8 protein-coding genes and 6 pseudogenes are annotated in these 13,920 nt (G+C 65.1%); 11 read left to right on the top strand and 3 right to left on the bottom strand.

Annotation, left to right across the window (positions count from 1 at the left end; translation table 11 throughout):
* The first annotated feature begins 169 nt into the window (after positions 1-169).
* Positions 170-951: pseudogene (locus ACPEE0_RS17225) on the top strand (IclR family transcriptional regulator).
* On the opposite strand, the pseudogene nadE reads toward ACPEE0_RS17225, so the two are convergent.
* Positions 948-1,803, bottom strand: a pseudogene (gene nadE / locus ACPEE0_RS17220) (ammonia-dependent NAD(+) synthetase). The pseudogenes ACPEE0_RS17225 and nadE sit on opposite strands and share 4 nt — an antisense overlap.
* A gap of 97 nt (positions 1,804-1,900) precedes the next feature.
* Between nadE and pyrE the strand changes: the two are divergent.
* The 4 genes and pseudogenes from pyrE to ACPEE0_RS17200 form a co-directional block, all read left to right on the top strand.
* Positions 1,901-2,454: pseudogene (gene pyrE, locus ACPEE0_RS17215) on the top strand (orotate phosphoribosyltransferase); the annotation flags it as partial.
* Between the two features lie 152 nt (positions 2,455-2,606).
* Positions 2,607-3,374, top strand: coding sequence for a GAF and ANTAR domain-containing protein (locus ACPEE0_RS17210; RefSeq protein ID WP_009357200.1), 768 nt, complete (start codon positions 2,607-2,609; stop codon positions 3,372-3,374).
* Between the two features lie 100 nt (positions 3,375-3,474).
* Positions 3,475-4,086 carry a hypothetical protein gene (locus tag ACPEE0_RS17205; RefSeq protein WP_424574940.1) on the top strand — a complete coding sequence of 204 codons (612 nt, stop codon included), beginning with the start codon at positions 3,475-3,477 and terminating at the stop codon, positions 4,084-4,086.
* Positions 4,087-4,155: 69 nt separating this feature from the next.
* On the top strand, positions 4,156-5,196 hold the full coding sequence (locus ACPEE0_RS17200) for an alpha/beta fold hydrolase (RefSeq protein WP_424574939.1): 1,041 nt from the start codon (positions 4,156-4,158) through the stop codon (positions 5,194-5,196).
* Here the strand turns inward: ACPEE0_RS17200 and ACPEE0_RS17195 are convergent.
* Positions 5,193-6,029 carry an HAD-IIA family hydrolase gene (locus ACPEE0_RS17195; protein ID WP_424574938.1) on the bottom strand — a complete coding sequence of 279 codons (837 nt, stop codon included), beginning with the start codon at positions 6,027-6,029 and terminating at the stop codon, positions 5,193-5,195. The genes ACPEE0_RS17200 and ACPEE0_RS17195 overlap by 4 nt on opposite strands.
* Before the next feature lie 52 nt (positions 6,030-6,081).
* Here ACPEE0_RS17195 and ACPEE0_RS17190 point away from each other — a divergent pair, with 52 nt between their 5' ends.
* The 4 genes and pseudogenes from ACPEE0_RS17190 (at position 6,082) to ACPEE0_RS17175 (ending at position 10,033) form a co-directional block, all read left to right on the top strand.
* Positions 6,082-6,756 carry a TrmH family RNA methyltransferase gene (locus tag ACPEE0_RS17190; protein WP_424574937.1) on the top strand — a complete coding sequence of 225 codons (675 nt, stop codon included), beginning with the start codon at positions 6,082-6,084 and terminating at the stop codon, positions 6,754-6,756.
* A 142-nt stretch (positions 6,757-6,898) separates the two neighbouring features.
* Positions 6,899-7,918, top strand: a complete 1,020-nt coding sequence (fbaA, locus tag ACPEE0_RS17185; protein WP_009357195.1) for a class II fructose-bisphosphate aldolase — start codon at positions 6,899-6,901, stop codon at positions 7,916-7,918.
* A complete protein-coding gene (locus ACPEE0_RS17180; protein ID WP_009357194.1) occupies positions 7,919-8,341 on the top strand; it encodes a DUF3151 domain-containing protein in 423 nt (140 codons plus the stop codon). It begins immediately after the preceding gene.
* Between the two features lie 285 nt (positions 8,342-8,626).
* A pseudogene (locus ACPEE0_RS17175) lies at positions 8,627-10,033 on the top strand (IS30 family transposase).
* 133 nt (positions 10,034-10,166) lie between these two features.
* Here ACPEE0_RS17175 and ACPEE0_RS17170 read toward each other — a convergent pair.
* A pseudogene (locus tag ACPEE0_RS17170) lies at positions 10,167-10,794 on the bottom strand (uracil-DNA glycosylase).
* A 291-nt stretch (positions 10,795-11,085) separates the two neighbouring features.
* On the opposite strand from ACPEE0_RS17170, the gene ACPEE0_RS17165 reads away from it, so the two are divergent.
* A complete protein-coding gene (locus ACPEE0_RS17165) occupies positions 11,086-12,141 on the top strand; it encodes a M14 family zinc carboxypeptidase (RefSeq protein ID WP_354177223.1) in 1,056 nt (351 codons plus the stop codon).
* Between the two features lie 243 nt (positions 12,142-12,384).
* A pseudogene (locus tag ACPEE0_RS17160) lies at positions 12,385-13,673 on the top strand (adenylosuccinate synthase).
* Positions 13,674-13,920: the final 247 nt, after the last annotated feature.

Genomic DNA, 13,920 nt, shown 5'->3' with positions numbered 1-13,920 from the left:
GTCTCCTCGTTGAGAGTCAGATATCCACTTTGTGGACACGTGGTGGTGACTTCGAGGCTAGGGAGGTGGGCTGGGGGTGTCAAGGCCCGAAAGTGTGCGGATAAACTGTGTATCTAGACTGTGGACGGTAAGCTGATACATATCCATAATGTGGACAAAAGGAGTGGGGATGGGTGCAGTTCCGATGCAGGGGGCGCAGGTGGTCAGCAGGATCGCCGGTTTGTTACGCCTGGTGGCGCGCAGTGCGGACGGCATGCCGCTGGCCGGCCTGGTCCGCGAGTCGGGACTGACCCGGCCCACGGTTCACAGGCTGCTCGCCTCCCTGGCAAGCGAGGGACTGCTGGACCACGACCCGGCATCCGGAAACTGGGTGCTGGGGCCGGAAATCCTTCTGATGGGATCGGTCGCGTCCGCCCGGTTCCCGCTGGAGGACATTGCGCGCCCCAGCCTCCGCCGGCTTGCCGAGGCCACCGGCGAGAGCGCATTCTTCTCGATCCGCCGCGGCTCGGAGACTGTCTGCCTGCTGCGGGAGGAGGGCAGCTTTCCGGTCCGGTCCTTCGTCCTCCACGAGGGTGTCCGGTTCCCCCTGGGTGTGGCCTCCGCGGGCACGGCGATCATGGCGTTCCTGCCGGAGGCCGAGCAGGAGGAGCTGCTGGCGGACTGGGAAAGCATGCGGGTGCCTTCGCCGCGAACCACACGCGGGAGCTGGTGCGGGAAAACCTCGGCACCACCCGGATGCAGGGTTATGCAGTGAATCCCGGTTTGGTGCTGGAAGGCAGCTGGGGGATGGGCGCGGCCGTGTTCGACAGGTCCGGCCGGCCCGCCTGGGCGCTGTCCCTGACCGGTATCGAGCCCCGGTTCCGGCCGGACCGCCAAGAGGAGCTGGGCGGGCTGCTGATGGCAGAGGCCCACCGGATCACCCAGCAGTTGGGCGGAAACGCCGCGGGTTAGAGCCCGGTGCGTGCCTCTTCGGGGCCCTCGCCTTTCCACCAGGTATCAAAAATCGTGACAGGGACGGTCCGCTTGTGCCGGGTGCGCAGGTACTTCTGTTCGATGCGTTCGGCGACGTCCGCGGGAACGTCCCGGCCTTCCAGGTAGTCGTCGATCTGGTCGTAGGTCAGGCCCAGTTCGTCTTCATCGGTGCGGCCCGGCTGGTCGTCCAGGAGATCGGCTGTGGGCACCTTTTCCCAGATCCGCGCCGGAGCGCCAAGCTCCGCCAGCAGGGCGCGGTTCTGCCGCTTGTTCAAGCCGAAGAGCGGAAGGATGTCCGCGCCGCCGTCGCCGTATTTGGTGAAGAATCCGGTGACGGACTCCGCGCCGTGGTCGGTGCCGATCACCAGGTAGTTGTGCTCGCCTGCCAGCGCGTACTGGGCGATCATGCGCGTCCGGGCCTTGGTGTTTCCCTTGTGGAAATCCGAGATCCCGTTACCCACAGTCTTTTCGAACTCGTCCTCGAAGCCGTCAACGGCAGCGGAAATGTTGAATGTCCACTCCGTCTTCGGCCGGATGAAGTCAAGGGCGGCCTGGGCATCCGCCTCATCGTGCTGGACGCCGTAGGGAAGGCGCACCGCCACGAAGTTGGCTTCCGCGCCCTCGGCCTCCAGTTCGTCGACAGCCAGTTGGGCGAGCTTTCCGGCCAGGGACGAATCCAGGCCGCCGGAAATGCCCAGGACAAAGCCCCTGGTCTGTGTTGCCTTGAGGTAGTCCTTGAGGAATGTGACGCGCTTGCGCACCTCCCCCGGCAGGATCGATCCGGGGCTGTACGCCCATTTCCTTGATGATGGAGGCCTGGAGTTCGCGCATGTGCCCCAGCCTAGCCAGCGGCGCCGACACTGCTCAAGCATGTCCACCGGCCTGTCCCGACTAAACTGGAACCCATGACTTCCCCAGTGAGACTGCAGTGGACGCTGCAGCCGCCCGTGCCCGCCTGCTCGAACTGATCAAGGAACTTGCCGTGGTCCGCGGCAAGGTGATCCTCTCCAGCGGAGCGGAGGCTGACTACTACATCGACCTCCGCCGGATCACCCTGCACCACGAGGCCTCCAAACTGGTGGGCCAGGTCATGCTCGCGCTTGCCGACGACGCCGGGATCGACTTCGAATGCGCCGGCGGCCTCACCATGGGCGCCGACCCCGTGGGTACGGCCGTCATGCATGCAGCTGCCGACGCCGGCCGTGCCGTGGACGCCTTCGTGGTCCGCAAGGCGCAGAAATCCTACGGCATGGGCCGCCAGGTGGAAGGCCCGTCCGTGGAAGGACGCAAGGTCCTGGTCCTGAAGACACCTCCACCACCGGCGGATCCGCCCTGACCGCCGTCGAGGGCGTCCGCAACGCCGGCGGCAATGTTGTAGCGGTGGCAGTGATCGTGGACCGCGACACCGGGGCCAAGGAAAAGATTGAAGCCGAAACCGGTGTTCCCTACCTGTTTGCGTTCAGCAAGGACGAGCTGGGTCTTTCCGCAGCCATCCGCCGCCGCCCCGCAGGCCCGGGGCGGCGGCCTGCTGGAGCAGCCTCCCGGGGACTGGGGCTGCATTCTGTTGGATGACCGGCTGAGGCTGGCCTATCATTTGCGTTAACCCTTAACTCCCCCTACGGAGAACGTGCAGCATGCTCCCCTCTGAACAGCCCTTGAACACCAACGAGCAGATCCAGAACCTCATCCTGGAAAGTGCAGACTTCGAGGATTTCCTCAACGAGCTGGCACGGTTCTCCGCGCACCAGGTGGCAGGTGACGGGGATGATGCGCTGTGTGGCATCACCCTTCTCCGGGACCGCAAGGCAGCCACCATCGGCTGGAGCAGCGACTCGGCGCGGGAAGTGGATGAGATCCAGTACTCCCTGTCCCAGGGGCCCTGTCTCACTGCGGCCGAGGAAGAACGCGAGGTCCACGTGCCGGACCTCCTCAAGGAGAACCGCTGGGGGCCCGACTACGCCAACGCGGTGGCTTCGCATGGCCTCCGGTCCGTGCTCTCGCTGCCCTTCAACCTGCAGGGCGAAGCCAAAGCGGCACTCAACCTGTACTCGGACGTTCCGCACAAGTTCGATGAAAAGGCTGCCGCGAAAGCCCGCGGCTACACCCGGGAGATCTCCCAGGCGCTGCGGCTGGCAGTGCGGTTCTCGCTGCACACGGACAGCGCGGCCAACCTGCGTGCCACACTGGAGTCCCGCACTATTATCGATATCGCCGTGGGCATCGTGATGGCGCAGAACCGGTGCAGCCAGCAGGCCGCCGTGCAGATCCTCACCGAAGCTTCCAGCAACAGCAACACGAAACTGCGGGACATCGCGCGGTCCCTGGTTGATTCAGTGGGCGGCAGCGGCACCAGGACCCACTACCAGGAACCCAGCCAAAGGCAGTCCGACCAATCTGCCTGATGCCCGGCGTTGTTACTGGCGGGTTGTGCCCGGCTGGAACTGGGAGTTACGCTTACCGAGGTTGAGCCGTCGGCCATAGACACCCTTTTTTGGAGTACCTATGGACCGCGCACTGAACGCCCTCGTTAACCTCGACGTCCCCGCCGAGACCGTCCGGATCGACGTCCGGGGGAGCCTGAACCACGAGTCGCGCCCCGACCTGGTTCACATCATCCGCCGGGTCCGGCGCATGGGCATCCGCTCCCATATCCGCGTTGACCTTTCCCAAGCTGCGCTGGTGGAGTCCGCCGCGCTGGCGGGACTGCGGAGCGACCTCAACGCCATGGACATCACCGCGCTGGCCGGGATTGACGGCGCCGGCGTCTCTCTCCAGATCTCAACTTCCACCGGCAGCTGGACACCTGCCGGCAGCCCTGCCGGGCGGACTGTTCCAGCTTCCGACGACGACGCCCTCCTTCCGGACGTCAGCCGGGAATTCCTGGGCGTGCCGGCAGCCCGGCTTGAGGATCTGTTCTCCCGGCCGCTGCAGGAATACTCGGGCGAAGAACTTCTGGCGGCCAGCGATACCCTGTTCGCCCTGCTGGACAACCCCTCGTCACTCGCCGGCTCGGACCTCCTGGGCCGCTACAACGACATCGGCCGGGAAATCCTCCGGCGCCGGCAGGATCCCGAAGCGCCGTCCACTGCGGCAGAGGACCAGACCGCCAGTTGACCCGGCGTCACTGAATGGTTACACCCCGCTCCTTGCGGGCGTGTCTTCGGTTGTGCCTACGGTAGAGGCGTGCCGTATGAGGGGGAGGTAAGTCCGCAGGACCGGCGCGGGTCTTCCGCGGCCCGCCTGCTGGCGGAAGCCGCTGCCCTGAAACGCTTTTCCCGGCGCACATTCCTCACCGGCGCCGGGGCCTCCGGATTGCTGGCGGCGGACATGCTCCTCACGCGGGAGGTCCAGTCGCAGCGCCGGACCAACAAGATCCTGCCCGTGCCGGACAACTTCGCGGACGCCTACTACCCGGACGCCAGCTGGTTCCTCTTCCCCGGCTACAAAACCAGCTGGGAAGAGGCGCAGTGGATCCTGAACTCGCTGCGCGGGTCCCTGAACAAGCGGGCCCGGCTGGCCGCCGTCGGGTACTCCAACCAGGGGCTGGACATCGACGAGGTGGTCATCGCGGTGATCGAGTACGTCCGCGCCCGGAAGCTCACCAAGCTCTTCTTCTACGGGCACAGTTTCGGCGGGATGGTGGCAACCCAGGTGGCCGCCCGGCTTTTGGAGCTTCACGGCGTGGAAGTGCAGTTCATCGTCCTGGACTCCAGCCCGTACAGCAAGCATGACGTCCTTGACCAAAGCTGGTTCGACGGCGTGGTGTTCCTCTACGAGCGCGGCTTCCGGTTCCCGTCCACCCTGCGCGGCGGTTACGAGCTGGGCGAACGGGTGATCCACAAGGACGAGCGCAGCTGGCGGCAGATCCTGGACCAGACCCTGGAACAACTGTCCCCGATCGCCCCGTCCAGTGTGCTGATCCAAACCGAATCCGCCTACATCTACTACTTCGACGGATCCCGGTTCGCCGGGCGGATCGGCAACGCCAGGATGGCCTACATCGGCAACCCGAGGGACCGCACCGTGCGCTACCAGACGGCCGCCGAGGCGTGGGCGGTGGCGTTCAAGGACAACATGGTTTCGACGGGCCTGCAGACCACCGGAGCCGCCCCCGCCCACGCCAGCCCCGGCTGGAACCCGAACGTGTACAACCCCCTCCTGGAGGAACTGCTGAACGGGTTCTTCCCGCTGCCCCGGGGCGGCTCCAGGGTGAGTGTGTTCTAGATCTGGTTCTTCAGGTCCGCCACGGAGTTCAGGACCTGGTTGGGCCGGAACGGGTAGGCGGCAATATCGTCCTTGTGCGTAATGCCGCTGAGAACCAGGACGGTGTGCAGCCCCGCCTCCATGCCGGCAATGATGTCCGTGTCCATCCGGTCACCGATCATGGCGGTAGTTTCCGAGTGCGCGTCGATCTGGTTCATGGCGGAACGGAACATCATGGGGTTCGGCTTGCCCACGATGTACGGCTCCCGCCCCGTGGCCTTGGTGATCAGGGCAGCGATGGCGCCGGTGGCCGGCATGGGGCCGTCTTTCGACGGGCCCGTGGCATCCGGGTTGGTCGCGATGAAGCGGGCACCGGCCAGGATCAGGCGGATCGCGGTGGTGATTGCCTCAAAGGAGTAGGTACGTGTTTCGCCGAGCACCACGAAGTCCGGGTTCTGGTCGGTAAGGATGAAACCAGCCTCGTGCAGCGCCGTCGTCAGCCCGGCTTCGCCGATGGTGTAGGCGCGGTTTCCTGATTCCGAGCCGCCCGCGGACACCTGGTCCTTCAAGAACTGGGCGGTGGCCAGCGCCGAGGTCCAGATGTTCTCCTCCGGAACCTCCAGGCCTGAGGCCCGCAGCCGGGCGGCCAGGTCGCGCGGGGTGAAGATGGAGTTATTGGTCAGCACCAGGAAGCGCCTGGAGGTGTCCACCCAGCGCTGGATCAGTTCGGCTGCTCCCGGGATCGGCTGGTTCTCGTCGACCAGGACCCCGTCCATGTCCGTCAGCCAGCACTCGATTTCCTGGCCGCTGCGGTATACCGCGGGATTTCCTGCTACCTGGTCTGCTTCTGCCACGCTTACCTCCACCGGTGATGTTTGCTCCAGTGGACCAGTCTAGTGTTGAGGGGTGAACCAAACGCCCGGCCTTCCCGACGACCCCAACGCACACCCCGAGGAGGCCGCGGCGCCCAAGGCGGAGGTCGGCGTCGGGCCCTGGGAAGGCGAACTGCCGGAAGGCGACCACTGGGACCCGGACCTGCTGGCCGACGGCGACCGCCGCAACGTGCTGGACAAGTACCGCTACTGGAAGCACGAGGCGATCGTGGCGGAACTGGATTCGCGCCGGCACAACTTCCACGTGGCCATCGAGAACTGGCAGCACGACCTCAACATCGGCACGGTGGTGCGGACCGCCAACGCGTTCCTCGCCAAAGAGGTGCACATCATCGGACGACGGCGGTGGAACCGGCGCGGTGCCATGGTGACCGACCGCTACCAGCACGTCCGCCACCATCCCACCGTTGAGGACTTCGTGGCGTGGGCGCAGGGCGAGGGGCTGGCGATCATCGGCGTCGACATTTTCCCGGACTCGGTGCCGCTGGAAACCTACGACCTGCCCAGGGACTGTGTGCTGGTTTTCGGCCAGGAAGGCCCGGGCCTTACACCCGAAGTCCACACGGCGGCGGAGGCCACGCTATCCATTGAACAGTTCGGCTCCACCCGGTCCATCAACGCCGCCTCAGCGGCAGCCATCGCCATGCACGCCTGGGTCCGGCGGCACGTCTTCAACCAGCACGTGTAGGGCGCGCGCTTCTGGTTGCGGGAGTGTTACCGACGGCTGACCCGAATCGGCGGCGGTGTGGCGGATATCGCTAGGATGGAGCTAGCCGTAAAGCGGTCTACGGGTTACCAGCCCTCAGACGAAACTCAGCATAGGAGTCAGCATGCCCATTGCAACCCCAGAGATCTACTCCGAAATGATCGACCGCGCGAAGGCAGGCGGCTTCGCTTACCCGGCCGTGAACGTCACCTCCTCGCAGACCCTGAACGCCGCCCTGCGCGGTTTCGCCGAGGCTGAGTCCGACGGCATCGTCCAGGTTTCCACTGGCGGTGCGGCCTACTGGTCCGGCGCCTCCACCAAGGACATGGTTGCCGGTTCCCTGGGCTTTGCAGCCTTCGCCCGCGAGGTGGCCAAAAACTACGGCGTGAACATTGCGCTGCACACCGACCACTGCCCCAAGGACAAGCTGGACGGCTTCGTCCTGCCGCTGCTGGCCGCCTCCGAGGCTGAGGTCAAGGCCGGCCGCAACCCGCTGTTCAACTCCCACATGTGGGACGGCTCCGCCGAGACGCTGCAGGAAAACCTCCGCATCGCCCGCGAACTGCTGGAGCGCACTGCCGCCGCCAAGATGATCCTCGAGGTTGAAATCGGCACTGTGGGCGGTGAAGAGGACGGCGTTGAGAACGAGATCAACGAAAAGCTCTACACCACCGTTGAGGACGCCCTGGCCACCGTTGAGGCCCTGGGTGCCGGCGAGCACGGCCGCTACATCACCGCGCTGACCTTCGGCAACGTCCATGGCGTGTACAAGCCCGGTGGCGTCAAGCTCCGCCCGGAGATCCTCAAGGACATCCAGGCCCAGGTGGGCGCGAAGATCGGCAAGGAAAACCCGTTCGACCTGGTGTTCCACGGCGGTTCCGGCTCCTCGGACCAGGAGATCGCTGACGCTGTCTCCTACGGCACCATCAAGATGAACATCGACACCGACACCCAGTACGCCTACACCCGCCCGGTGGCCGACCACATGTTCAAGAACTACGACGGCGTCCTGAAGGTGGACGGCGAAGTGGGCAACAAGAAGACCTACGACCCCCGCGTCTGGGGTGCCTCCGCCGAAGCCGGCCTGGCAGCCCGCGTGGTCGAAGCCACCAAGCAGCTCGGCTCGGCCGGAAAGACCTTCTAGATGTCGGACGAGTTCCGCAAAAACCTCATGGGTCCGGAGCCCACGCTCCTGCCCGCCGAGACCGAGGTGTACCAGCACCTCGCCCTCGGCCAGGAAGCGGTGGACCTGGTGGCGAAGAACCCCACGTCCTCGCTCCTGTGGGCCATCCTGGCTGAAGAGGCGTGGGCCGAGGGGCGAACCATCGACTCCTACGCCTACGCCCGGGTGGGCTACCACCGCGGGCTGGATGCGCTGCGCCGCAACGGCTGGCGCGGCGCCGGCCCCATTCCCTGGGAGCACGAGCCCAACCGCGGCTTCCTGCGCGCCCTCTACTCGCTGGGCCGGGCCTCGGCAGCCATCGGCGAGCCGGAGGAACCCGAGCGCATCGAGAAGTTCCTCAAGGACTCGGATCCCGCGGCCAAGGCAGCCATCGAAGGCCAGTAGTACAAACATTCGCTGAAAGAACGACGGCGGGCGGCCACCTGGCGGGTTCTAGCGGTCGTTGCAACACCCAGAATTTTTGGGAGTTGCAACGACCGTGTCGTCTTTAGGGAGAAGCCCGCTGGGCGGCGGAGATATTCGCAGGAGCAGAAGGATCAGTTCTTTGCGGCCCTCGATCGGGTTCAAAATGTCAGTGCCGCCGCGAGGGAACTCGGTTTCAATGTGATGACCTGTCACCAATGGATCCGCAAGGCTGGTTTGCCCCGGGGCAAAGTACGGAAGCAGTCGGTGCACCGGAAGTACACGGCTAGGCAGAAAGAGCAGTTCTTCGCCGTGTTCGACCGTCTTAAGAGCACCACGGAGGCTGCAAAGGAACTCGGGCTGAATCCCAATACGTGCGCCGCGTGGGTGCGGAAAGCCGGGCTGAAGGGTCAGGGAAAGCCGGGGACAGGTCCACACCCTGGAAGGGACGAGTTCTCCCGGCTGCGCAACGCCGGCGTGAGCCGACGGAAAGCTGCCGCGGCAGTTGGTATTCATTTACGGACCGCTGAGGAGTCGGGACCAGGGAATCCGGAAGTCCGGCGGACGACGCATTTATCCGGATGGCCGGGTGGTCGACTACAAACGTGGTGTGATCACTATGACCTCTGCCGCCGGCACAACAGAAACGGTCCAGGTCCCGGTGGCCGCGCTGGAGAAACCTATCCACCCGCGGTACCTCAACGTCAAGGAACGGGAACTTATCCGGGACCTGCAGGCCGCCGGATCCTCGGTGCGGGCGATCGCCCACGCCCTCGGCAGATCGCCCTCAACAGTCAGCCGCGAGTTGGCCCGAAACACCGATCCGCGGATGGGCTACCTTCCCCACGGTGCACATCGGAAGGCAACTGCCCGGCGGGCCCGGCCCAAGACAGCCAAACTCGCGGGCGAGTCGGACCTGCGTAAGTACGTGAAGGACAAGCTGCTCCTACGCTGGTCTCCGGAACAGATCAGCCACACGCTGGTCGAAGAGTTCCCCGACAACCCGGAGATGCGCGTGAGCCCAGAGACGATTTACCAGGCCCTCTACCTCCAAGCCAGAGGCGGACTTAAACGTGAGGTGCAAGCAGCTCTGCGGACCGGCCGGACCCGGCGAAAACCCCATGCCACCGCTGATCAGCGCACTCCCAGGTTCACCGACCCCATGATCATGATTTCCGAACGTCCGCCCGAGATCGAGGACCGCGCCATACCGGGGCATTGGGAGGGGGACCTCATCACTGGCGCCCACAACCAGTCCGCGATCGCGACCCTGGTCGAGCGCACCACCCGTTACCTAATGCTCGTCCACCTGCCAAAGGACCACTCTGCCTCAACCGTCCGTGACGGCCTCATCAAAACCATGGCCACCCTTCCGGCGCACCTTCGGGGATCCCTGACCTGGACCAGGGATCGGAAATGGCTGCCCACAAATCCTTCACTCTCGCCACCGACATGCAGGTCTACTTCTGCGACCCCGCAAGCCCGTGGCAACGCGGCTCGAACGAGAACACCAACGGCCTGCTGCGCCAGTACTTCCCCAAAGGCACCGATCTGTCTGTCTTCGGACCCGAGGACCTCGAACACGTCGCCCAGGAACTCAACGGCCGCCCACGCAAAACGCTCGGCTGGAAAACTCCAGCCGGGCGTTTACGTGATTTACTACTAACCACCTAACCAGCAGGTGTTGCAACGACCCCTTGAAACCGCCCCTTTTCCACGAAGGTGACCGCCCGCCGTCGTTCCCCACCCGCACCCTCGCCTCGCAAGCTCGGCCAGGGAACCCTGCGGGCGTGGGCCCGTTCTTTGGTTATGCCTTCTGCAGGCCGGTCCGCGCCATTGCGTCGGCGTAGGCAACGCGCATGTCCTCCAGGTATTCCGCCTGGCGGGCCGGGGAACCGGCGAACGCGCGGCCGCTGAGGGAGCGCACCTTGTAGGTCTTGAGCCCCCGGCGCCACAGAAGCGGCACCTCGGTCTTCAGCAGCAGGTTTGCCAGGCGGTTGGCTTCGGTGCCATGGGCCACGATGACGGACGCCCGGGGGACCAGGGCCAGGAATTGAGCAGCGGCTTGAGCCCGGACTGGATCTGGTCCGGGGTGAACTTTCCGTTGGCCTCACCGGGGACGTGCCAGGGGTGGACGTTCCACGGCATCACGAACTCCGGGCGGAGGCCCAGCTTCCACTGGATCCCGAGCATGCGGGTGGCGGCGTCCTGGTCGCCGGCGGTGATGAAACCGGAGGGATCTGCTTCACCGATGTTCGAGAACAGGCTGATGATGCGGCATTCTTCGACGTCGTGCATGGGGTCGACGTAGGAACCACGGTGCCGGGCCTGGTCTCCTGCAGGGAATCGCAGAGTTCGTTGACGGCGGCGACGTTGGGCTCGTAGCGGCGGCTCAGGAGCTGCTCATGGAATGATTCGGGGGCCAGTGCTGTCATGTACTGCTCGGTCTCCTGCGGGGATTGGCGGTGCATCCGCAGCTGAAACGGGCGCACGGGGGCGCGGCGCATCAGCGGCGGCAATTGGGGGTGGGCCGGTTCCTGGCCGGCCTTGCCCAGTCTACCAAGCCGCGCGAAACGAAACGCCGGTCAAGTCCCCCAGCGCGCAGGTATCAGGGTTTGTCGAATTGATTGACAGAAACCGCTTACGTTGGTTGGCTGTTGTCACAGTCCGCAATGGGGGACATGGCGGCTGGACTCACCTAATGCACTCGAAAGAGGTAACGCGCTGTGAAGAAATCCTTGAGGACCCTTGCCGTGTCCGGAGCCCTGGCACTCGCCGTCGTCGCAGGACCGGCCCCGCTGGCGCAGGCCGTCGGCGAGGGACCGAACTATGACGGCAACGGCCAGGTCACAACCTCGAAGCTGGCTACCTATGACCAGATGGTTTCCTTCCTGAAGGACCAGGACGCCAAGCAGCAGGCAATGGAGCTGGAAGTCATCGGGCAGACCGTCAAGGGGCGGGACCTCCACCTGGTCAAGTACATCTCGGACCCGGACAATCCCACCATCCTCTACCTCACCCAACAGCACGGCAATGAACAGCTCACCACCGAGGGCGCGCTGGAATTCGTTAAGCACCTGGGGACGGGCAAGTCAGGGGACATCCTGTCGGGCGTGAACATCCTGATCGTTCCCATGCTGAATGCAGACGGGGCCATGGGCGACGTGAACTTCCCGCTGGACGATTACGTGGCGAAGGGTGACCGCAACCTGACCCGCTACAACGCCGAGGGCGTGGACCTGAACCGCGACCATGTTGCCAAGGTCCAGCCCGAAACGCAGGCGCTCCACAACAATGTGATGCGCAAGTACGACATCGACTACATGATCGACCTGCACCACCAGGGCACCCGCAGCGAGCGTGACGGCGAGCTGGTGTCCGGCTCCATCCTGTACCCCACCACCCCCAACGCGGACCCCGCCGTCGTCGAAAGGTCCAAGCAGCTGGGTGCCGTGGTGTTCGACAATGTGGACTCCACAGGCTGGGGTCACCTGGGCAAGTACCAGGGCGGCAGCGCCGAAACCATCAGCCGCAACGGCATCGCGGTAGAGTACGGGATCTCCACCCTGCTGTTCGAGATGCGCGGCATGTCGGACCACTACCTGGACGGCTACGCCCTGGGGCTGCGCAGCAACGGCTACCTGATCAAGCAGACGGTCACCACTCTGACGTCCACCGCCGCGGCCATCGCTGACGGTTCAATCGCCGACGCCGACACCTCCTTCTGGGACGGCCTCGCCGAGCAGACGTCCCGGCCGGGCGGGGAAGCTGACGACGAGTAGGGCACAGGCCCACCGGTTGCGGCCCTCCTTTGCCTTGCGTAAAGGAGGGCCGCGGCCAAACGGGGACAAAGGGCACCATCGGCTAAACTTGGGTGGTAAGGGCCCCGGGGCCATCGCGCCGCAGTCCCGCCCGCGGGACAACGGACGCCGGTCCACTCGGGGCATTCTCATGAACGGCGCTGCACCAGGGCCGCCACGATGTGGCGGGCTGCTGGGGAGCCCGAACGAATGGGGGAGGATCCCATGCCAGCAATTGTGATCGTAGGAGCCCAGTGGGGCGACGAAGGTAAAGGCAAAGCCACCGACCTGCTGGGCGGCCGCGTCGATTACGTCGTCAAGCCGAACGGCGGCAACAACGCCGGGCACACCGTCGTCGTAGGCGGTGAAAAGTACGAACTCAAGCTGCTCCCGGCAGGTATTCTCAGCCCCAACGCGGTTCCCATTATCGGCAATGGCTGTGTAGTGAACCTCGAGGCACTGTTCCAGGAGATTGACGGCCTGCAGGCGCGCGGCGCCGACACCTCCAAGCTCCGCGTCTCCGCCAACGCACACCTCGTTGCCCCGTACCACCAGGTGCTGGACAAGGTGACCGAACGTTTCCTCGGGAAGCGTGCCATCGGCACCACCGGCCGCGGCATCGGCCCCGCCTACATGGACAAGGTGGCCCGCCTGGGCATCCGCGTACAGGACGTCTTCGACGAATCCATCCTCCGCCAGAAGGTGGAAGGCTCGCTGCACCAGAAGAACGAGGTCCTGGTCAAGATCTACAACCGCCGCAGCGTGGTGGTGGACGAGATCGTGGAGTACTTCCTGTCCTTCGCCGAGCGTCTCCGGCCGCTGGTCATCGACAGCACCCTGGTCCTGAATACCGCCCTTGACGAAGGCAAGGTGGTCCTTATGGAAGGCGGTCAGGCCACGTTCCTGGACGTCGACCACGGCACCTACCCCTTCGTCACCTCGTCCAACCCGACCGCAGGCGGCGCCTCGGTGGGCTCGGGCATCGGCCCCACCCGCATCTCCCGGTCCATCGGCATCATTAAGGCCTACACCACGCGCGTCGGTGCCGGCCCGTTCCCCACGGAACTCTTCGATGACATGGGCTTGTACCTGCAGAAGACCGGCGGTGAGTTCGGCGTCAACACCGGCCGCCCGCGCCGCTGCGGCTGGTACGACGCCGTCCTGGCCGGCATGCTTCCCGGGTCAACGGTTTCACGGACTACTTCGTCACCAAGCTGGACGTCCTCACCGGCATCGAGCAGATCCCTGTGTGCGTGGCCTACGACGTCGACGGCGTCCGCCATGACGAGATGCCGATGACGCAGACCGAGTTCCATCACGCCAAGCCGATCTTCGAGTACTTCGACGGCTGGACCGAGGACATCACCGGTGCCCGCACCCTGGCGGACCTGCCGGACAATGCGCGCAACTACGTCCTCGCCCTGGAGAAGCTCTCCGGCACGCGTTTCTCCGCCATCGGCGTGGGACCGGACCGGGACCAGACCATCGTGGTGAACGACCTCATCAACGACTGACCCTCCAGGCCAGCCAGTCCTGATACGGCGGCGGCGGACCACCATTTCCAGGGGTCTGCCGCCGCCGCTTTAAGGTGGCAGGCAATTTACACAGGGTTAACGGGGCTGGTCTTGTGAGGGCGCGGGCGGGGGCCGCAAACTTTTTTAATACTTGGTGTACCGATCACCTGCAGTTCACACAACCCGCGGAAATCGCAGCGATGCGTACGTGCCGGCCGGCGCGAGGGCGTCGCCAGCATGATTTCCC

The sequence above is a fragment of the Arthrobacter sp. SD76 genome (genome assembly GCF_049726125.1).
In the GTDB taxonomy this organism is placed as follows: domain Bacteria; phylum Actinomycetota; class Actinomycetes; order Actinomycetales; family Micrococcaceae; genus Arthrobacter; species Arthrobacter nitrophenolicus.
The sequence above is the reverse complement of the archived record's forward strand: the minus strand, read 5'-3'. Positions and strand labels throughout refer to the sequence as shown.

Coding starts and splice junctions, on each gene's coding strand:
- ACPEE0_RS17180 (WP_009357194.1), top strand. CDS start 7,919: ATGTCGGACGAGTTCCGCAAAAACCTCATGGGTCCGGAGCCCACGCTC.
- ACPEE0_RS17210 (WP_009357200.1), top strand. CDS start 2,607: ATGCTCCCCTCTGAACAGCCCTTGAACACCAACGAGCAGATCCAGAAC.
- fbaA (WP_009357195.1), top strand. CDS start 6,899: ATGCCCATTGCAACCCCAGAGATCTACTCCGAAATGATCGACCGCGCG.
- ACPEE0_RS17205 (WP_424574940.1), top strand. CDS start 3,475: ATGGACCGCGCACTGAACGCCCTCGTTAACCTCGACGTCCCCGCCGAG.